This is a genomic window from Wolinella succinogenes DSM 1740 (assembly GCF_000196135.1).
Classification (GTDB): domain Bacteria; phylum Campylobacterota; class Campylobacteria; order Campylobacterales; family Helicobacteraceae; genus Wolinella; species Wolinella succinogenes.
On the sequence record NC_005090.1, the window covers coordinates 1,841,949 to 1,861,469 of the forward strand.

Below are 19,521 nucleotides of genomic sequence, written 5' to 3' on the forward strand. Positions count from 1 at the left end.
AGGTCTGAAAAACCAAGCTTGGAGCGGCAACCATGCAAAACCAAACCCTCTCTCTTTTAAACGATTATATGCCTGAAGTCTCCCAATACAAGTCCCGCTTTGAATCGCTCAATACCCTGCTGAACAAAACCACCCTCACGGGCAAAATCAGCTCCCTTGATATTGCAGAGAATCTCTTCGCTTACATGGAGGAGACCCAGCAGAAATTCTCCCAGCTCCAAGAGCGACTCATCGACACACTCATCGAGCAAAACTTCCTCACTATCCTCTCTGAGGCTGAGCTCAACGCTCAGTCCAACATCGATGTGCTCAACCGCAACCTCTTTGAACGAACCGCTGATATCGCCTTTTTGGCCAAAAGCGAAATGATGAATAATTTTATCACTCATCAATCTGATGCCCTCACCAAAGAAGCTATTGAGACAAGAATGCACGAGTACACGCGCAAATACTCTGTCTATGAGGATATGATCCTCTTTGACAGAGAGGGGCGTATCCTTGCACGACTCAACTCCTCCAATCCCGCGACCCAAACCTCTGAGCCCATGATCGCCCAAGCCCTCTCTCTTCAGGGTGAGTACCTAGAGGTCTTTGGCACGGCTGACTTCATCAACAAGCCCACTCCTTCCCTCCTCTATCTCGCCCCTGTGCAGAGAATCGGCGAGAATGAGCGCGTGGGCGTGGTCGCTCTGGTCTTCAAATTTGAAGATGAGATGGAGCGAATCTTCAAGCGCTTCAGCGATTCCACCCCAGGAAGTCTCATCATGCTTCTTGACGCCAAGAATCGCCTCATCGCCTCAGGTAACCCTAAAGAGTTCCCTCTTGGCTCCACTCTCTCCATCCAAAAAATAGGCGATCACCACTTTGCCCAGACCAACAAGCGCACCTACCTCGTGGCCAAAGCCCAAACCCAAGGCTATTTTGGCTACACAGGCCCCCACTGGAGCACCGCCTTGCTCCTCCCCCTCCGAAGTGCGTTTGATTCCAAGCGTCTTGAGCTAGGCAAGATCCCCCCTGAACTTCTTGAAGAATCCTCTCTCATGACCAATGAGCTAAGGCGCGTGATTGCCGAGGCAGAAAACATCAACGAAGACCTGGGGGATGTGGTGATCAATGGAGAGATCATTGCCTCCAAGAGCCACTCCTACGCACTCAACCCGATTCTCAATAACATCCGTCTCCTCAGCGAAGAGATCAACCATGTCTGCGTCGATTCCATTCGCGGATTGCAGAAGAGTATCCTCGCTTCGGCTCTCAAAGGGGTGAGTTTCTATGCCAGAGTGGCGATTGATCTCATGGATCGCAACCTCTATGAGCGAGCCAATGATTGCCGCTGGTGGGCGCTCACTCATCGCTTCATCACCAATATGCACAAGAGCCAAGAGAACAGTGTTCGGGAGATTTTGATGGGAATTCTCCATAAAATCAACGCTCTCTACCCCATGTATCACAACCTTTTCCTCTTCGATGCGATGGGAAAAATTGTCGCCCTCTCCAATAAAGAGGAGATGAAATTCATCGATGAGCCCATCTCTTCAGAGGATTTCTCTCGAGTAAGGTCCATCCGAGACACCCAAAAATATTATGTCTCCGCGTTTGAACCCACCCCTTTTTATCGCCACAAGCCCACCTACATCTTCTACGCGCCCATCCTCTCGCCTGATGAGAACAAAAGCTTCCTAGGAGGGATTGGAATCGTCTTTGATGCAGAATCCCAGCTCTCCACTATGCTCCATGAAGCCCTTCCTAAGCGCTCTGAAGTGCTCTCCAGTCAGGGCGAGCTCTTTGGCCTTCTAGTGGAACGAAATGGCAAGATTATCGCCTCCACGAATGAAAAGCTCAAAGTGGGCGAGATCCTAGAGATTGATTCAAGATTCCTAGAGATTCGAGGCAATGAAGCCATCGATGAGGTGATCACTTTTCAAGAGAAGCGCTATATGCTAGGCGTCCAAACCTCTGTAGGTTATAGAGAGTTCAAAGTGAGCGATGGCTATAACTGCCCCGTCCTTTGCCTGATGTTTATCGAAGTGTAACTACCCGATCTTGGGTAGTTGCCATCCCCGAAAGTAGCCAAGGAGTCTGAGCGCCAACCCCGCTCCAGCCACTAAAAGAATAGCCCAAAGGGGCAAACTTCCCAGCCACATCTTCGCCAAAGCTAAAAGCACCGCACAAAGAATCGCCACCGTTCCATAAAATTCACTCACCAGCACAAAAGGGATCTCATTCACCATCACATCGCGGATGATTCCACCCCCCACTGCCGTGATAAAAGAGAGCAATATGATTCCAAAAAAGTTAAAACCATAGTCGATTCCCACCATTGCACCTGCAATGGAGAAGGCGACTAGACCGATGGCATCCATCACGATAAAGATGATTCGGCGTTCGATTTGGTCACGCTTGTGCAGTCGAAAAAGAATCGAAAAGGCAAGCGCCACCAAAATCGTGATCACCGGGTAATACTCTTGGAAAACAAACGGGATTCTTCCCGAGATGGCATCGCGAACGATTCCTCCGCCAATAGCCGTGGCAAATCCAGCGATCATCACTCCAAGCACATCCAAGTTGCGCCTCACCCCCGCGAGGAATCCGCTAATGGCAAAGGCGATCAACCCAATCACATCAAAAATCCAAAAGTAGTCCAAAGCCTCTACGCCTCCACTCTTGGGTAACGATTCTGATACTCTACATAGCGCAAAGCACTTGCTTTGATCTCCTCCACCTCGGCATCACTTAGCTCCCTCACCCGCTTTGCAGGCGAGCCAAGGATAAGGCTCCTAGGAGGAAATCGCTTCCCTTTGGTCACGAGCGCTCCTGCCCCTACGATGCTATCCTCGCCAATCTCCACGCCATCCATCACAATCGCTCCCATGCCAATGAGGCAACGATTAGCAATGGTGCATCCATGCAGAATCACCTTGTGCCCCACCGTCACCTCATCCCCGATCAAAAGAGGGTGTCCATCGCTTCGATCGGGCAAATTGTAGTGCTCCACATGAAGCACGCTCCCCTCTTGGATGCTGGTGCGGCAGCCGATGCGAATAAAGTGCACATCTCCACGGATCACCGCCCCAAACCAGACCGAGCTCTCCTCGCCAATCACCACATCGCCAATGATGTAGCTCCCCTCGCACACAAGGACGCTAGGATCGATTTGAGGAATCACACCAAGAAGAGGAATCACCATCCTAGCTCTCCTTGAACATTCGCTTGGCCAAGCGCTTGGCTTTGATATCCTCTTCGTCCTTCTTGAGTGAGGCATAGAGCGTGCTTACATACTCTTCAAAGATTTTTTGACTACTCACATTCTTGCCCTCACCCACGATTCTCTCGTAGCTTCCATCCTCTTTGAGCTCGTAGGATTGGACATTATCTTCGAGCTGGAGTTTGAGGATCCCCAAAAACTTCTCAGCAATTCCCTCATCAAAGACAGGGGTCATAAGCTCCACGCGACGCTCTAGATTCCTTGGCATCAAATCCGCGCTTGAGAAATAGACGCTTGGAGTGCTGTTTTTGAAATAGTAGATTCTCGCGTGCTCCAAATAGCGCCCCACAATGGAGATGACACGGATATTCTCGCTCACCCCCTCCACTTTAGGCCTAAGGCAGCAGATTCCCCGCACGATCATATCGATCTTCACGCCCGCTTGAGAGGCTTTGTAGAGTGCTTTGATCACATCAGTATCCACAACAGAGTTAGCCTTAAGGATGATTCGCCCCTCTGCGCCCCTCTTGGTCTCGTTCTCAATGAGGGCAAGAATCTTGGGCTTGATCTGCAAAGGCGCGACAAAGATAGTGTCAAGGCGCGAACGATGGGAGAAGCCTGAGAGATTATGGAAAAATTTGGTCGCATCTTGCGTGAATTCGCGCTTGGAGCTCATGAAGCTAATGTCGGTGTAGATTTTAGCGGTGGCGGGGTTATAGTTGCCCGTAGAGAGGTGAACATACTCTCTTAGCTCCTTGCCCACCTTTTTAATCACGAGTGCGATTTTGGCATGCACCTTGAGCCCTGGAACTCCATAGATGACATGAGCACCCGCTGACTCCAAGGCTTTTGCCCAGTGGAGGTTGTTCTCCTCATCAAAGCGCGCCTTGAGCTCCACAAGCGCAGTCACCTGCTTGTTATTCTCCGCCGCCTCCATGAGCGCCTTGACGATGGGAGAGTTTTTGCCCACGCGATAGAGCGTCATGCGAATCGAATAGACATCGGGGTCTTTAGCGGCGTTTTGGATGAAAGTGACCACGGGATCAAAGCTCTCATAGGGGTGAAACATCGCCACATCGTGCTGATCAAGCACCGAAAAAATATTCACATTTTTATCCAAAGGAGGAAGCGTACGGGGATTGTAGAGAGGATAGGTGAGAGGGGCAAAGTTTTTGTTGCCCACGATCTGCCACAGGGCATTAAGGTTGAGCGGGATCGCGTACTCATAGATATCTTCAGGCTGAACCTTGAGGTGGAGATTGAGGAATCCAAAAAGCTCTTCATCCGAGCCTCTGCCCACTTCAAGGCGGACGATCTCCCCTTTTTTACGAAGCTTCAATCCCTCCTCCATGAGCTCCATGAAGTCATCCGCCTCCTCCTCTTCAATTTCCATATCGGCATTTCGTGTCACCCTAAAGGGGGCATACTCGAGCGCCTCATAGCCTGAGAAGACCTCTCCGATGAACTCTCCCACCACCGTCTCAATAGGAACATAGGTGTTGTCGCTCATCTCAACAAATCGTGGCAACATTCGAGGAATCCTCACCATGCCAAATTTAATCTCTTGGGGATTCTCACTACTTTGGAGCTTCACCACGATCGCGAAGCTAAGATTATTGAGGTGAGGGAAGGGGTGAGTCGCGTCCACCGCGATAGGGATAATGATAGGATAGAGGTAGGAATCAAAATAGTCTTTTAGCTCCTGTTTTTTTTCATTATCCAATTCTATAAACTCTTTGATAAAGAGTCCTTCTTTTTCTAGCTCGCCTTTGACTTCAAAAAAAAGCGCCTCAAGCTCTTTTTTCTCCTCATGGAGCGAGTCACGAATAGAGGTGAGCTGCTGCAAAGGGGTGAGGCGATCCGCACCACTCTCGCTAATCCCCGCGGTATAGAGGCGTTTGAGTCCCGCCACACGAATCATATAAAACTCATCTAAGTTGGTGCCATAAATCGCGATGAACTTCAGGCGCTCCAGCAAGGGATTTTTCTTGTTATGCGCCTCTTTGAGCACACGAGTATTGAACTGCAACCAAGAGAGCTCTCGATTGAAGTAGAGTTTTGGATCATTTAGGTTCATGCTCTGCCCTTGTGAAGTGAATTATCTATCCCTAATTGTATCCAAAAGAGGGCAACAAAACCATGCCAATTAAGCTACGAATCACTCCTATTATCTTAAATATGGCTTTCTTGATAATATTGAGTGATTTTCTTCAAAAATCAAGAATCATTGTATAATGTTTTTTGTATATCAGTTTTATTTATGTTTTGTTTATATTTCCACCACGCCAAAAAGGATAGCCCATGGGTATCATCGCCAATCTCTCCACCAAGGCCAAACTCGGCCTTCTGCTTCTTCTGCTTCTTCTAGGAATCCTCCTCACAGGAATCTTGGGAATCAGAGCCGCCAACACCATCAATGACAACAACACAAGGCTATACGCGCAAGCCACTGTTCCTTTGGGCTACATTGGTAAGCTCAACGGGAGTCTAGAGGAGGTGAGGGGCTACTTCTATCGCTATGTCTCCGGAGCGATCACCTACGACAAACTCAAGAGTCATGTAAGCAACTGGTTTGCCAAGGATTATGAGGAATTTAAAAAAGCATACGCCAAAGCCATCTCCACCCCCGAAGACAAAGCGCTTTTTGAAGAGATTGTGCGTGAGTTTGAGACCTACAAGAGCCTCAGTCTTAAGCGTTTTGAGCTCCTAGAGGCAGGCAAAACTGAAGAGGCAAAGACTTTTGCTTCACAGGTGGCTGTTCAAGGGCGCAAGTGCGGAGATCTCCTCAATAAGTTTATGGAATTCAATGTTAAATTGGCCGAAACCATCTCCGCCGAAAACGATCAAGTCGCTGCATTGGAAACAAAACTCCTCATCGCTCTTGTCTCTGTCTGTTCTATTCTTGGACTTTTGATCGGATTCCTCATCATCCGCAACATCACCTCCTCCCTCACCTCTATAGAGGAGGGACTTGACTCTTTCTTTGCCTTCCTCTCAAGAGAATCTAGAGAAGCCAAGAAGATCACTTTGAACTCTAGTGATGAGTTTGGAAAGATGGCAGGAGCGATCAATGAGAATGTAGAGAGAATCGAAAAAGAGATTCGCAGTGATAGCGAGCTGATTGAAGAGGCTAAAGGGGTAGCTAGGCGAGTCCAGCATGGCTGGTATAGTCAATACATTGAAAAGAAAACCACCAACCCCTCCCTAGAAGAGTTCAAAAATAGTGTCAACGAAATGATCAAAGCCACTAAAGCTCACTTTACCAATATGAATGTGGTTCTGGAGCAGTATGCCAAATACGATTATCGGGAAGAGCTCCGACTAGAAGGAATTGAGAAAGGAGGAGTATTTGAGATCCTTGTCAATGACATCAACACTCTAAGAAATGCTATTGTTCAAAGCCTAAGAGATTCTCTCCAAGCAGGAGAACGCCTAGAGGAGCAGAGCCGACTCCTCAATGATTCCATGCAGACTCTAAGCCAAGGCACTAATGAACAAGCCGCCAGCCTAGAAGAGAGTGCCGCCGCTATTGAAGAGATGAGCAGCTCTATGCATAGCGTCAATGATAGAACCTCTGAGGTGATCAAACAGTCTGAAGAGATTAAAGGGGTGATTGGAATCATTAGAGACATTGCCGATCAAACCAACCTACTGGCTTTAAATGCTGCCATTGAAGCTGCAAGAGCGGGAGAGCATGGAAGAGGATTTGCAGTCGTTGCCGATGAAGTGAGAAAGCTAGCCGAGAGGACTCAGAAGTCTTTAGGAGAGATAGAGGCTAATACCAATGTTCTAGTTCAATCGATTAATGAGATGGGAGAGAGTATTAAAGAGCAAGCTCAAGGAATCACTCAGATCAATGAGGCTATTGCCCAACTTGACACTGTAACCCAACAAAATGCAGGAGTAGCGGATAAGACGGATGGGATTGCTAGTATGGTGGCAAGCATGGCTGAGGGAATTGTGAAGGAGGTGAGAGGGAAGAGGTTTTAAGGAGCGTCCCACTCCTTAGGATTCTCCCCCTCTTTTCTTGGATCAAGCTCAGGCAGGCGATCTCCCGCGCTGCCTGGAACACTCACATAAACACTTCTTTGCTCTTTGGGCACGATCTCTCTGGTGCTCGCATAGAGCCAAAGAGCGAGAGAAAAGAAGAGATAAACTCCGATAAAACCGCTACTTCCAGCCCACTCCATAGCACCGCCTAAGAGCAGGGGAGCCGCCATCGACCCCACCCCATAGCTAAAGAGCAGACTTCGACTCACCTCGACCACATTGGAGCGATCTGAGATTCGATCGTTCGCACGCGCCAAGCTCAATGAATAGAGGGTGAATATCCCACACCCAAGGACAAAAGCCGATCCATAGAGCACTTCGATTCTCTCATAAAAGAAAAAGGCGAGAAGCGAGGAGAAAAAGGCGAGCGCAGAGGCGAGCATGATCGCTCTTTTTCGTCCATAGGAATCGGAGAATTTCCCCATTGGAATCTGCACCAAAAATCCGCCCGCCATGGCAATCCCCATGAAAGTGGAGACCTCTTTGACCTCCATGCCTCGTTCCAAGATAAACACAGGTGCCATCGTGAAAAATCCCCCCACCAAAACGCCCGCCACAAGACTCCCCACCAGGGCCAAGGGAGCAATGTCGAAGAGGTGAGGCAGAGAGAGTCTAGAAGGCGGAGGGAGGAGTGGCTCTTTGATCTTAGTGAGCGAGACAGGAATGAGGGAGAGGCTTAGGAGAATCGCACTGATAATAAAGAGCTTCTCATGCTCCTTTTCCATCCCCAAAATCAACAATCCAAAACAAAAGGCCACATAAAAGAGCGCGGTGTAAAAGGCTAAGATTCTAGATCGAATCGAAGAATCGCTCTTCTCATTGAGCCAGCTCTCCACCACCATCAAAAGCCCATAATAGGAGAATCCAACCATCACCCGTAGTGCGATCCACGCCTCCACCCAAGGGATAAAGGTGTGAAGCAACACGCCTAGAAGGAGGCTTGAGCCAAAAACGCTGAAGCTTCGAATGTGCCCGACTCTAGAGATGACTTTGTGCGCAGCGATGGCGCTTAAAATCGCACCGAAAAAAAATCCCGCATTGACCACCCCAATGGTGATCTTATCTACGCCTTGAGATTCAAGCATCACGCCTGCGGAGCTGATGAGTAGACTATTGCCGACAAAAAGAAAGAAGATAGAGAAGAATAGCGAGGAGAGCGTAAAGAGGCGCTTCATCTTCTGCTCCTCACGCCCCACTTGGCGATAGGCATCATCGCTCCTTTATCAGGGAGTTTTACGCCCTCATGATAGTCAAAGATTCTTTAAGAGAGTCTACGCCTCGCCACACAAAAGGAGAATCTCCCCCGCCTCCTAGCCAAAGCAGAGGAGAGCGGAAGATTAGAACATATAAGAGAGAGTGAACTTCACATTTCGGCCTGGCTCATAATCCGTGCCATCCGCCGATTGAACCTTGCCATTGACGGAGGCGTGAGAGGCGTAATACTCATCAAAGAGATTGTAAATTCCCAAGATCGCCGTGAGGCCATCATACGCCCCTTTGGGCTTCCACTGAACACTCACATCGTGGACATTGTAGGATTTTTTATCAAAGTTCACTTTGAGGTAGGGGTTGAAGGCCTCAACCTCTTTGACAAAGGTCGATTCCCAGCCAAAACGCAAATTGTAGGGCGCCCAAGAATATCCGAGTCTCAATCCGATGCTATCACCCACATCTTTTCCGATAGCCGATCCCCCCGTGATTCCTTGCGAAATGGCATAGGTGCTTAGATCATCAATCTTGGAGCGTGAACGAGCGTAGGAGACGCCCGTGTCAAAATCTCCCAGACGAGCATTTGCACTCACTTCAAAGCCTTTGATGGTGAGCTCGCCGAGGTTTTGATTGTTGCTAAAATAGTCATCGATATAGTTGTCAATCGTGGTTTTAAAAAGGTTTCCATTCAGCACCAGCTCATCGATTCCTGAGATCGCCTTGGTGCGATAGACAAACCCAACCTCTTGGTTGTTACCCGTTTGGGCTTTGAGATCTGGATTGTAGGTCGAGCTATGAATCACCGTGGAGAATATCTCACTTAGCTGAGGTCCTCTAAAAAGCTCCGTGTAGCTCGCTTTGAGCGTGAGATTCTCGGTCGCCTTCACCTCTCCAGCTAGTGCATAAGTCCACTCAGTCCAGCTTTGAGTCGGTTTGCTTTGGAGTGTGCGCTCATAATCATTGTAGCGCGCCCCAGGAATCAAAGCAAATCGCCCATACTCGATTCGATCTTCAAGATAGAAAGTCTTTAAGAGTCGCTTCTCTTTGGAGTATTGATAGGTCGCAGTGGTTGAAGAGGGTCTAGGCTTGGTCGCCTGCTCTGCCTCCTGCTTTTGATACTCAACCCCATAGGTGAGCCCGTGGGTGAATGCGCCTGTCTCTAGGGTCGATTTAGCCAAAAGGGTCACCCCTTTATTGAGCCCCTCCCCCTCAATATCTGCATCGCGTCTAGCGGCCATCCAAGTCACCCCATTAGAGTTTCCTTCCCATCGAGAGATCTCATTTTTAGAGTGATACAATGTCGTCTCTAGCACCAAGGCTTTGCCCAAATCAAGCTCATGGGAGAGCGTCACCCCTTCTCGGTTATACTCCGTAGGAAAGATAGAATCTCTATTGGAGCCCGTCGCCCAGCCTTGGCTGAAATTAGGCCTAGCGGCATAATCACCCTCATCATGAAATCGATCATAGGTGAGCTCAAGTCGCTGGCTATCCGTGAGATTCGCTCCAAACTTCACCAAAATATTGTCCACATCTCCCTCGTTGGTGGCAAGCTTGTTGCCTTTGCCATCTTTAGGAGTCTCTTGGTTGATATAGTTGCCATAGAGCAAAAAGTCAAACATCTCATTGAATCGACCATAGCCTGCCAAAGAGGCGGATTTAGAGGAGTTGCTGGCGTAAGTGGTGCTCACGCGAGCGCCCGCGCTCTGCCCCGCCCTCAAAAGGTCGTTCGCGCCCATTGTCTTGAAGCGCACCCCTCCTCCTAGGCCATTGTTCACAATCGAATTGTTCCCCACTTGGATGTTTGCCTCTTTGAGAATATCCGCATTAATTCTTAAATCACCAAAATGGTGAAAGAGGTGAATGTCTTGCGGGGCACCATCAAGTCGTACATCTAACGCATCTCCACTAAGCCCCCGAATGTTGATATTTTGATTGAGCGAGTGAGTGCCCGCCACATCCACCCCAGGAATGTCCCTCAAAAGATCACTCAAGTGGCCTGCTTGCTTCACTTCAATCTGATTCTCCCCCAAAGAGACCGAGGAGCTATTAATCGCCGTCCCCCACATCTCTACCCTATCCAGTGAATACCCTGCCCCCTCGGAAGCAAGAAGATTCCCCGCCAAAAGAGAGGCTAGCACGAGCGAACGTGCTAGTTTATTTCTCATAGAGCCACTGTTTGATCTGATCATTTTTCCCAATCCTTTCATTTCGTTTTAAAATGATATTCGTTATCATAATTGTAAGAAATCTCACCCAAATCTCAAATAAGGATTTTTTTGACATCCGAGCACCCCCTTAAGGTTTTAGTCGTTGAAGATGAGACGATCCTAGCCCTCCAACTCAAGCTCTCTCTTCAACGCTTTGGATTCTCTATCAGCGGAATCAAAGCCAAAGGAGAGGAGGCGATTCTTCACGCCAAAGAGCACTCTCCCGACTTGATTCTCATGGATATTCACCTCCAAGGCAATCTCCAAGGCACTCAAGCAGGCGCACTCATCTGGGAGAGGTATCGCATCCCCATCATCTTTTTGACCTCTTATTGCGATGACAAGACGCTCAAAGAGGCGATGGCGTGCGAACCTTACGGCTATCTAATCAAACCCTTTAGAGAGGGGGAGCTCAAAGCCACGCTTCAAGCCGCTTGGAATAAACACTGCCGCCTCCTGCAACACTCCAAAGAATCCACCAAGGCACCGACTGCGCTAGGATTTGGCTATGCCTTTGATTCTCTAGGGGCTCAACTCCTTTGGGAAGGAAAGGCGATCAAGCTCACAGGAAATGAGATTCGCTTTTTTGAGATTCTGAGCGAGCGTCCTGGGCATACTGTGAGCTTTGAGGTTTTGCTTGATCTCATTTGGGGAGAATCGCATGCCGATCCCACAAGACTCAGGAATCTCGTCTATCGTCTGCGCCAAAAGCTCCATCCCGCCCTCATCGAAAATGTTTTTGAAGCAGGTTATCGACTCCATGTTTAAGCGCCCCCCTTCTCTGCCTCTTGGGGTCAAATTCACTTTAGCACTTCTAGGAATCTGCCTCGTTTTGCTCCTTTTGGTGGTGGGAATTCTCGCCCCCAAAATGAAAGAGGAGCAATTCAAAACAGAGACTCACACGATCGAGCGTCTCCTCTCCAAGATGGAACACCAAGTGCGCCTAGCCATCAAGGTCAATCAATTTCATAGCTCCTCCCAAAAAACCAATAACGATTTACGCCTTCAAAATCACCTCCAAAACCTCCACCTTCATGCCCTCTCCCACCCCAGCGCTTCGCTTGAGCAGTGGATCGCAACACTAGATCAAGAGTTTCAAGGGGAGGCCTGCCGCGCCCTTCTTATCAAAGAGAATCAAATTCTTCACTCCACCAAGCCTCTTCCAAGTGCCTCTCCTCTCCTCTCTTCACTCACAGCACTCCCCCAAGGGGAGTGGCACTCCTATCTCCACCCCCGACCCCAAGGCGCCTGCCCCACCAGCGACAAAGAGACGCTCCTATTCAAGCCTCTTGGCACGACGGGCTATCGAGTCGGGGTTCATTGTCAAAGCCAAGACTTCATCTCAGAGAGGCGCGCTTTTGAGAGCGAAATTGGCGTTATCCTCAAAGAGAGCTTTCAATCCATCAAAGAGGGAAATCCTGGATTCGCCTACATGATGTGGGTCGATGGCAGCGAGAGAACCTGCGATCACAACGCCACGCTTCGCACCTCTTTAGAGAGCGAGGCCTCCCTCTACAATCGCGTCTGTTGCGTGAGCGAGACCTCGCCCACCGATCAGCCACTCACAGGCGACCTCAAAGCAGCAGACTATCTGCGCGCCAGCACCACCCAAGAGCCCCTCCGCCATTGGCTCGACAAAGAGGATGATCGGGGAAATCTCATCCATCCCGCCATCACATGGGCAAGAAAATTTGAAACCCCTGCCTATCCACTCATCCTCGCCGTGACGCTTTATGAAGAGGAGATTTACGATTCGCTTGGCTCCGTGCTCCTCAAGCTTCTTCCAGCCATCCTCGCTGCCCTTCTTGGTTCGCTCTTCTTGGGGATTCTTCTTTTTCGCCGATTCACCCAAAGGCTCACCCTCCTCTCTCAAACCGCCAAAACAGTTAAAAGCGGCGATTTGAGTGCCAGAAGCCATATTCGCGGGGAAGATGAGATTGGAGTGCTAGGAGAGACGCTCGATTCGATGATTGAAACCCTTGAGCAGGATATTCAAACGCTTGATTCCAAAGTCTTGGAGCGTACCCAAGCCCTAGAATCGCTTCTAGAAGAGAAGGAGGCGCTTCTTAAAGAGGTGCACCATCGCGTCAAAAATAACCTTGCGGTGATTATCGCGCTTATCGCGCTCAAAACCCCTAAGGCAACGAGCGAAGAATCGAAAACGCTTCTTGTTGAGCTAGAAGAGAGAATCTACACCATCGAGCTCCTCCATCGCAAGCTTTACCAATCCAAAAACCTCAAGCGAATCGAGATGAAAGAGTACATCCAAGAGATTGTCCATCGAATCGGCGAGCTCCATGAGACTGAGCGCCTTGGAATCAGAATCGCACTTCGTATCGAGCCTCTAGAGCTGGATGTGAGTCAGGCTCTAGCCTGCGGCCTGCTCGTCAATGAAGCCCTCACCAACTCTCTCAAACACGCCTTCAAAAAGAGAGGGGGCGAGATCTTGATCCTGTTCAACCCTCGCTCAAAAGAGTGCCATTTGAGGATCGAAGATGATGGAGTGGGATTCCCCAAGGCGTTCTTTTTGGGCCGCGAGGAGACGCTTGGAATGCAACTCATGCAAGGAATCGCCAAGAATCAACTCCAAGGCCGCATGGAGTGTTCAAATCCACCCCAAAGAGGTGCCAGAGTCGATTTTTATTTCCCTCTTTAGGGGGGGTATTATCCTGTAAAACTTAGATTTGAAATTCAGAGTGGAGAACAAAAAGTGACTTTTCTGCCAACACTGTTCACCTTAATGCTTAGTCTGTCCCTTAAGCTTGAATCGATTAAGCAGACTTTGTAGCTGAATGGCTTGAGTGGACAGCACTTCTGACGCACTCGCACTCTCTTCGGCATTGACTGTATTTTGTTGGGTAACACGGTCAATCTGAGCAAGTTCTTGATTTACTTGAGAAAAACCAACGGCCTGTTCATGAGAAGCCGAAGCGATTTCTTTGACCAGATCTGACACCTTTCCCGCATTGTTAAGAATTTCACCAAGTGCGCCTGCCGTTTTTTCAGCGATCTTTGTACCATTTCTAGTCTTTGCTACTGAACTTTCAATAAGATCTGATGTCTCTTTGGCTGCTTCAGCGCTACGAGAGGCCAATATCCTAACCTCTTCGGCGACAATATACTGCCACTAAAATTCAAGACAATAAATTGAAAGGTTTATCTTCCTAAATGGTAGAATTTTCTAAAGATTTAGGAGAGGAAAAAATGAGTAGAAAAAGAAAAAGCTATAGTGCAGAATTTAAAACTAGAGTTGTCTTAGAATTACTAGGTGGCGAAGAGACTGTAGCACAGATTGCCAGTAAATATGAGATTACACCAAAAAGTCTCATTGATTGGAAAAAGCAGTTTTTAGAGAATGCATCACTAGTATTTGATGTAGGTTCGGCTACTAAAGCCTATAAAGATGAGATAGAAGAGCTAAAAACAGAGAATGATGCTCTAGCAAAGAAATTAGGAAAAACAACCATAGAGAGGGATTGGGCAGTGGGAAAGCTAAAGAGCTTGGGCTTATCAAATAAAAAAGATCTTGTCACACCCAAGCTAAAGAATCTCTCCATGGCAAGACAATGTGAAATAATAGATTTAAATCGCTCAACCCTTTATTATGAACCTAAACCCATATCAGACAATGATTTAAAAATCATGAAAAGGATAGATGAGATATATACTGATATATCCTCAACCTATGGCTATCGGTTTATGCATAGGCAGCTTTTGGAAGATGGATTTTCAATTGGTGTAAATAAAGTCAATAAGCTAATGAACACTATGGGGATACAGGCAATCTTTCCAAAAAAGAAACGACACACATCCATTAAAAACTATAAACATAAAATCTATCCATATCTACTACGAGAGCTTGAAATTAACAGAGCCAATCAGGTTTGGAGTGGAGATATTACCTATATCCCAATCAAGGGTGGTTTCGTGTATTTGTGCGCCATTATTGATTGGCACAGTAAAACGATACTCTCATGGAAAATATCAACAACTATGGATACATCTCTTGTAACAGATGTTTTAAAAGAAGCCATTGAAAAATATGACATTCCTGTAATATTCAACTCCGACCAAGGTAGCCAATATACCAGCCATGAACATACAGAACTTCTCAAGAAACACAACATTCAAATCTCTATGAACGGTAAAGGCAGATCCATTGATAATATTGCCATTGAGAGATTTTTTAGGACTTTAAAATATGATGAAATCTATATCAATGAGTATAGCTCTATTTCAGATCTCAGATTTAAGGTTTCAAGATATATCAATTTTTACAATCACAATAGATTTCATTCAGCACTAAATTATCAAAAGCCCATGAATGTTTATCTAGAAGGGTTGAAAAACGTTGCTTAAATTAAAGGCTAGAGGCTGGAAGATGAATTCTCAAAAAGTTGTCTTGACAAATGGTGGCAGTATATTCCGTTAATTTTGGCTCTTATTCTTGGATCTGTTTACTCCATCTATCACACGAAAAGTTCCACTGTTCGTGCCTACAATATCGCAAGCTCTGAGGCAACTCTTCTTATGGAGGAGTTCTTAAAGCTTCGGATTCTTCGTTACCAAGATCAGCTTAGTGGCGGAAAGACAGAGGCGATTCGTCTAGTCATGAAAAAAATCCACCATGATACGGCAGCCCTCCATAAGAAGGTGCAAATCCCTGCCAATAAGGCTCGCCTAGAAGAAAATCTTCAGCTTTTCGCCCGTTATGCTGAACTCTATGAGTTGAGACTTCAAATCCTAGCTGATGGATCGCTAAGCGAAGAGGAAAAAAAGAGAAGAATTGCTGAGACCACCAAGGAGGGAGCCTCAGTGAGTGAGAAGCTCCAAAGCAATCTGGAGCAAACCCTAAAGAGCGCTTCTGAAGCCACTCTAGAGCAATCAGATCTCATCGAAAAAACGATAGCCATCGCTTTTATTCTCGCCTTTGGAGTCTTCTTGGGTTTTTCAATCCTGATCATCAAAAACATCATCTCCTCTCTCTCCTCCATCCAATCCGGCCTCCTCTCCTTCTTCTCTTTCCTCTCAAGAGAATCCAAAGAGGCACAGCTCATCAATCTCTCCTCTAAAGATGAGTTTGGAGAGATGGCTGGAGCGATCAATGAAAACATCAAGCGTATCCAAAAAGGGTTGCTAGAGGACACAGAGACCGTCCAAGAGACTCTTATGGTGGTCAATAGAATCAAAGAGGGTCATCTCAACCAAGCCATCCACTCCCTCCCTGATAATCCTCAGCTCCTCAAACTCAAAGAGCTTCTTAATGAGATGCTTGCCTCTTTGAATCAAAACTTCCAAGGAGTCCTCTCTCTTCTAAAGAGCTACGCTGAGAATGACTTTAGGGAGAGGATGGAAAAAGGAGGACTCAAAGGAGAAGTCGCCTCTTTGATTGAAGGGGTCAACTATCTAGGAGGAGAGATCACTAAGATGCTCCAAAGCTCTCTTGATTCAGGACACTCCATGGAGAAACAGGCCAGACTCCTGCAAGAATCAATGGAGGTTCTCTCTCAGGGAGCCAACGAACAAGCCGCCAGCCTAGAAGAGAGTGCCGCCGCTATTGAAGAGATGAGTAGCTCTATGGGAGGAATCAGCCATAGAGCTGAAGAGGTCTCTAAACAGACTGAAGAGATTCGTAATGTCATCATGATCATTAGAGACATTGCCGATCAAACCAATCTACTGGCTCTAAATGCTGCCATTGAAGCCGCAAGAGCAGGAGAGCATGGAAGAGGATTTGCAGTCGTTGCCGATGAAGTGAGAAAGCTAGCGGAGAGAACTCAGAAGTCTTTAGGAGAGATAGAGGCCAATACCAATGTCCTAGTTCAATCTGTCAATGAGATGAGTGATAGTATTAAAGAGCAAGCTCAAGGAATCACTCAGATCAATGAAGCCATTGCCCAACTTGATACTGTAACCCAACAAAATGCAGGAGTAGCGGATAAGACGGATGGGATAGCTAGAGAGGTCTCTAAGATGGCAGAGGGGATGGTTGAAGAGGTGAGGAAGAAGAGGTTTTAGAAGGTGAAGACTCTCCCCTGGCGGCCTAAAAAGATTCTTCTGTTTGGATTTTCCCCCTGCGATAAGGGGCGACTCTGGCTCTCTCTAATCCATCAAGGCTACCTTCTTTTGGATGCCTTCTCCCTCTCCGAGGCTAAATCCCTCTACTACCAAGAGGGATTTGATGGGGTCATCGCAGACTGCTCCTTGATTCCCAAGGAAGAATCGCTCCTTTTGGAGCTGCACGTTCTCTTTGGGGTGAGAGTGATCCTCCTCCTCTCTCCTCAAGGCTTCAAAAAGCAGGAACGCCTTCTTTTAGGAGGGGCGATTGCTTGCATCCTCAAAGAGGAGCGCTCGGCTTGGATGAGGGAGCTTCTTGGTTTCTTGGCTCACCTCAAAAGTAGCACCCCCAGAGAGATTCTTCTCCTCTCTCCATCCACTTTTTTAGCCAAAAGGGTGCGGGAAGCGCTCCTGCCTAGAGGCTACCATCTGCATACAGAAAAAAGGAGCGAAGAAGCCTTGGCGGTGGCTAGCCAAGGGGGCTTAAGGGTGTTGATTTTAGATTCTGGAGTGGAGGAGGAGAATCCCCAAGAGCTCCTTTGGGACATCAAGGAGACCCACTCCTCCCCTCTACCTTGCCTGATCCTCTCCTCCCATCTTGATCGTTCCCAAGTGGAGAGGCGATTTGGCTCTAGTGGCTATGAGCGCCTCGTGGAGCCTTATGGGTATGGAGAGATGATCAAAAAGATAGAGGAGATGTCCAAAGACTAGAGGGCGCGGATTTTGGCAATCTCATCCCTCAATCTTGCCGCCTCCTCAAAATCAAGAAGCTTGGCCGCTTCATGCATCTTTTTGGTCATCTCTTTGATGATTTTCTCTCGCTCTGCTTTAGGAATTTTCTCCTTCTTTGAGGCCTTTGCGTAGAGATCGCCCACCCCTTCAAGACGCAGCTCTTCATCCAATTTTCTCGTGACGCTTTTGGGGGTGATTCCATGTTTTTGGTTGAATTCCTGCTGTTTGGAGCGGCGATAGTCGGTCACCTCCATGGCTCTCTTCATCGAAGGAGTGATCTTTTGAGCAAAGAGCAAAACGCGTCCATTGAGATTCCTCGCCGCACGTCCCATGGTCTGAATGAGGCTTGTCTCACTCCGCAAGAAGCCCTCCTTATCCGCATCCAGAATCGCCACCAGCGAGACCTCAGGAAGATCCAGTCCCTCTCGCAAAAGATTGATTCCCACCAGCACATCAAACTCTCCCGTGCGTAACCCTCGAATAATCTGATTGCGCTCAATCGCATCGATCTCTGAGTGCATATAGCGCACCTTGATTCCCAAATCGGCATAATACTTGGTCAGCTCTTCGGCCATCTTTTTCGTGAGGGCGGTGATGAGCACACGCTCGCCTCGCGCCACCACCGCTTTGATCTCATCAAAGAGTGCGGCGACTTGATTTTGACTATCGCGCACCTCATAGAGAGGATCCAAAAGTCCCGTGGGGCGCACGATCTGCTCAGCGATCTGCGCTTGGCTTAGCTCAAGCTCCCTTGGCGCAGGGGTTGCCGAGACAAAGAGGTAGTGCGGCGCCTTGGTGATGAACTCCTCATAGGTGAGCGGACGGTTGTCCAGTGCACTAGGCAAGCGGAATCCATGCTCCACCAGTACCTCTTTACGACTTCGATCCCCTGCATACATCCCCCCAAACTGAGGCAAAGAGACATGTGATTCATCCACGATGATGAGATAGGGTTTGCCCTTAAATTCAAAGTAATCCAGCAGAGAGTAAGGAGTTTCACCTACTTTTTTACCCGTGAGATGGCGTGAGTAGTTTTCGATTCCCTTGCAAATTCCTGTCGCTCCAATCATCTCCAAGTCAAATTCGGTGCGCTGTTTGAGCCTAGCGTGCTCGACCATTCGCCCCTCTTTTTGGTAAAACGCCAACCGCTCTTCTAGCTCCGATTCGATGGTTTTGAGCGCCTCGTGAAGTCGATTCTGCCCTACGATAAACTGATTGGCCGCATAGAGAATATAGCTTGGCAGCTCCCCCAAAGCCTGCCTATCCACGCTATCTAGGAGGGCAATGCGTTCAATCTCATCCCCAAAAAACTCCACGCGCACCACTTCATCTTCGCTGTAGGCAGGATAGATATCAATCACCTCGCCATTGACACGAAAATCTCCACGATCAAAAAAGTTGTCGTTGCGCTTATAGCCCATCTCCACCAATCGCAGCAAAAGCTCGCGCTGATGCAGCCGCTCCCCTACCTCTAGCTTTTGGATCATCTGAACATACTCTGCAGGGCTTCCAAGACCATAGTTGGCCGAGACTGAAGCCACCACAATTACATCCTCATGCGCCAGGAGCGAAGTGGTCGCTGAGAGCCTGAGGCGCTCCAGCTCCTCATTGATGGAGCTGTCCTTTTCAATGAAGAGGTCTTGGCGCGGAATATAGGCTTCGGGCTGGTAGTAGTCAAAGTGGGAGATGAAATATTCCACATGATTCTTAGGGAAAAAGCCGCGAAACTCACTGTAGAGCTGAGCGGCGAGGGTTTTATTGTGAGTCATGATGAGCGTAGGAATCTGAAGCTTCTCAATGATCTTAGCCATCGTGTAGGTCTTGCCGCTTCCCGTGACGCCTACAAGCGTCTGATAGCGATGCTGGGTCTGAATGCTTTGGGCGAGCTTCTCAATCGCTTGAGGCTGATCACCTGCAGGCTCATAGGGAGAGTGCACTTTGAAAGGCTGCATGGAGGCTCCGTTGTAAAATGTTCAAAAAATGCTACAATTATACCCAACTTTAAATATTGATAAAAACGCCTTAGAATCGCTCTTTTGTCGATATTTTATCCCCCAAAAG

The 19,521-nt window shown here is 48.0% G+C and carries 14 protein-coding genes; 7 read left to right on the plus strand and 7 right to left on the minus strand.

The window, feature by feature from the left end:
• The first annotated feature begins 32 nt into the window (after positions 1-32).
• Positions 33-2,033 (plus strand): cache domain-containing protein, encoded by a 2,001-nt coding sequence (locus tag WS_RS09150; RefSeq protein ID WP_011139735.1) that lies wholly within the window; start codon positions 33-35, stop codon positions 2,031-2,033.
• On the opposite strand, the gene WS_RS09155 is transcribed toward WS_RS09150, so the two are convergent.
• The 3 genes from WS_RS09155 to WS_RS09165 are packed head-to-tail and all read right to left on the minus strand — an operon-like array spanning position 2,034 to position 5,282.
• Positions 2,034-2,645 carry a trimeric intracellular cation channel family protein gene (locus WS_RS09155; protein WP_011139736.1) on the minus strand — a complete coding sequence of 204 codons (612 nt, stop codon included), beginning with the start codon at positions 2,643-2,645 and terminating at the stop codon, positions 2,034-2,036.
• Positions 2,646-2,650: 5 nt separating this feature from the next.
• A complete protein-coding gene (locus WS_RS09160; protein WP_011139737.1) occupies positions 2,651-3,187 on the minus strand; it encodes a gamma carbonic anhydrase family protein in 537 nt (178 codons plus the stop codon).
• 1 nt (position 3,188) lies between these two features.
• Positions 3,189-5,282, minus strand: a complete 2,094-nt coding sequence (locus WS_RS09165; RefSeq protein ID WP_011139738.1) for an RNA degradosome polyphosphate kinase — start codon at positions 5,280-5,282, stop codon at positions 3,189-3,191.
• Positions 5,283-5,506: 224 nt separating this feature from the next.
• On the opposite strand from WS_RS09165, the gene WS_RS09170 reads away from it, so the two are divergent.
• Positions 5,507-7,195 carry a HAMP domain-containing methyl-accepting chemotaxis protein gene (locus WS_RS09170; RefSeq protein WP_011139739.1) on the plus strand — a complete coding sequence of 563 codons (1,689 nt, stop codon included), beginning with the start codon at positions 5,507-5,509 and terminating at the stop codon, positions 7,193-7,195.
• Here the strand turns inward: WS_RS09170 and WS_RS09175 are convergent.
• Positions 7,192-8,430 (minus strand): MFS transporter, encoded by a 1,239-nt coding sequence (locus tag WS_RS09175; RefSeq protein WP_011139740.1) that lies wholly within the window; start codon positions 8,428-8,430, stop codon positions 7,192-7,194. The genes WS_RS09170 and WS_RS09175 overlap by 4 nt on opposite strands.
• A gap of 162 nt (positions 8,431-8,592) precedes the next feature.
• Entirely contained in the window at positions 8,593-10,653 is a 2,061-nt protein-coding gene (locus tag WS_RS09180) for a TonB-dependent receptor domain-containing protein (protein WP_011139741.1), read from the minus strand.
• Positions 10,654-10,740: 87 nt separating this feature from the next.
• On the opposite strand from WS_RS09180, the gene WS_RS09185 reads away from it, so the two are divergent.
• Both WS_RS09185 and WS_RS09190 read left to right on the plus strand, forming a co-directional pair.
• Positions 10,741-11,439 carry a response regulator gene (locus WS_RS09185; RefSeq protein ID WP_011139742.1) on the plus strand — a complete coding sequence of 233 codons (699 nt, stop codon included), beginning with the start codon at positions 10,741-10,743 and terminating at the stop codon, positions 11,437-11,439.
• Positions 11,333-13,327, plus strand: a complete 1,995-nt coding sequence (locus tag WS_RS09190; RefSeq protein ID WP_011139743.1) for a histidine kinase dimerization/phosphoacceptor domain -containing protein — start codon at positions 11,333-11,335, stop codon at positions 13,325-13,327. Before WS_RS09185 ends, WS_RS09190 begins: the two co-directional genes overlap by 107 nt.
• 81 nt (positions 13,328-13,408) lie before the next feature.
• On the opposite strand, the gene WS_RS09195 is transcribed toward WS_RS09190, so the two are convergent.
• Positions 13,409-13,789 carry a methyl-accepting chemotaxis protein gene (locus WS_RS09195; protein ID WP_081454396.1) on the minus strand — a complete coding sequence of 127 codons (381 nt, stop codon included), beginning with the start codon at positions 13,787-13,789 and terminating at the stop codon, positions 13,409-13,411.
• Between the two features lie 50 nt (positions 13,790-13,839).
• On the opposite strand from WS_RS09195, the gene WS_RS09200 reads away from it, so the two are divergent.
• From WS_RS09200 to WS_RS09210, 3 genes are all read left to right on the plus strand, one after another.
• Positions 13,840-15,030, plus strand: coding sequence for an IS3-like element IS1302 family transposase (locus tag WS_RS09200; RefSeq protein WP_011138235.1), 1,191 nt, complete (start codon positions 13,840-13,842; stop codon positions 15,028-15,030).
• Between the two features lie 171 nt (positions 15,031-15,201).
• Positions 15,202-16,689: a methyl-accepting chemotaxis protein gene (locus tag WS_RS11255; RefSeq protein ID WP_011139745.1), complete on the plus strand. Its 1,488-nt coding sequence runs from the start codon at positions 15,202-15,204 to the stop codon at positions 16,687-16,689.
• A 3-nt stretch (positions 16,690-16,692) separates the two neighbouring features.
• Complete coding sequence (locus tag WS_RS09210; RefSeq protein ID WP_011139746.1) at positions 16,693-17,439, plus strand: PleD family two-component system response regulator; 747 nt, start codon at positions 16,693-16,695, stop codon at positions 17,437-17,439.
• On the opposite strand, the gene uvrB is transcribed toward WS_RS09210, so the two are convergent.
• Positions 17,436-19,412: an excinuclease ABC subunit UvrB gene (gene uvrB / locus WS_RS09215; RefSeq protein WP_011139747.1), complete on the minus strand. Its 1,977-nt coding sequence runs from the start codon at positions 19,410-19,412 to the stop codon at positions 17,436-17,438. The genes WS_RS09210 and uvrB overlap by 4 nt on opposite strands.
• Positions 19,413-19,521 lie beyond the last annotated feature (109 nt).

Coding starts and splice junctions, on each gene's coding strand:
- WS_RS09150 (WP_011139735.1), top strand. CDS start 33: ATGCAAAACCAAACCCTCTCTCTTTTAAACGATTATATGCCTGAAGTC.
- WS_RS09160 (WP_011139737.1), bottom strand. CDS start 3,187: ATGGTGATTCCTCTTCTTGGTGTGATTCCTCAAATCGATCCTAGCGTC.
- WS_RS09165 (WP_011139738.1), bottom strand. CDS start 5,282: ATGAACCTAAATGATCCAAAACTCTACTTCAATCGAGAGCTCTCTTGG.
- WS_RS09170 (WP_011139739.1), top strand. CDS start 5,507: ATGGGTATCATCGCCAATCTCTCCACCAAGGCCAAACTCGGCCTTCTG.
- WS_RS09175 (WP_011139740.1), bottom strand. CDS start 8,430: ATGAAGCGCCTCTTTACGCTCTCCTCGCTATTCTTCTCTATCTTCTTT.
- WS_RS09180 (WP_011139741.1), bottom strand. CDS start 10,653: ATGATCAGATCAAACAGTGGCTCTATGAGAAATAAACTAGCACGTTCG.
- WS_RS09190 (WP_011139743.1), top strand. CDS start 11,333: ATGCCGATCCCACAAGACTCAGGAATCTCGTCTATCGTCTGCGCCAAA.
- WS_RS09200 (WP_011138235.1), top strand. CDS start 13,840: ATGGTAGAATTTTCTAAAGATTTAGGAGAGGAAAAAATGAGTAGAAAA.
- WS_RS11255 (WP_011139745.1), top strand. CDS start 15,202: ATGGAGGAGTTCTTAAAGCTTCGGATTCTTCGTTACCAAGATCAGCTT.
- uvrB (WP_011139747.1), bottom strand. CDS start 19,412: ATGCAGCCTTTCAAAGTGCACTCTCCCTATGAGCCTGCAGGTGATCAG.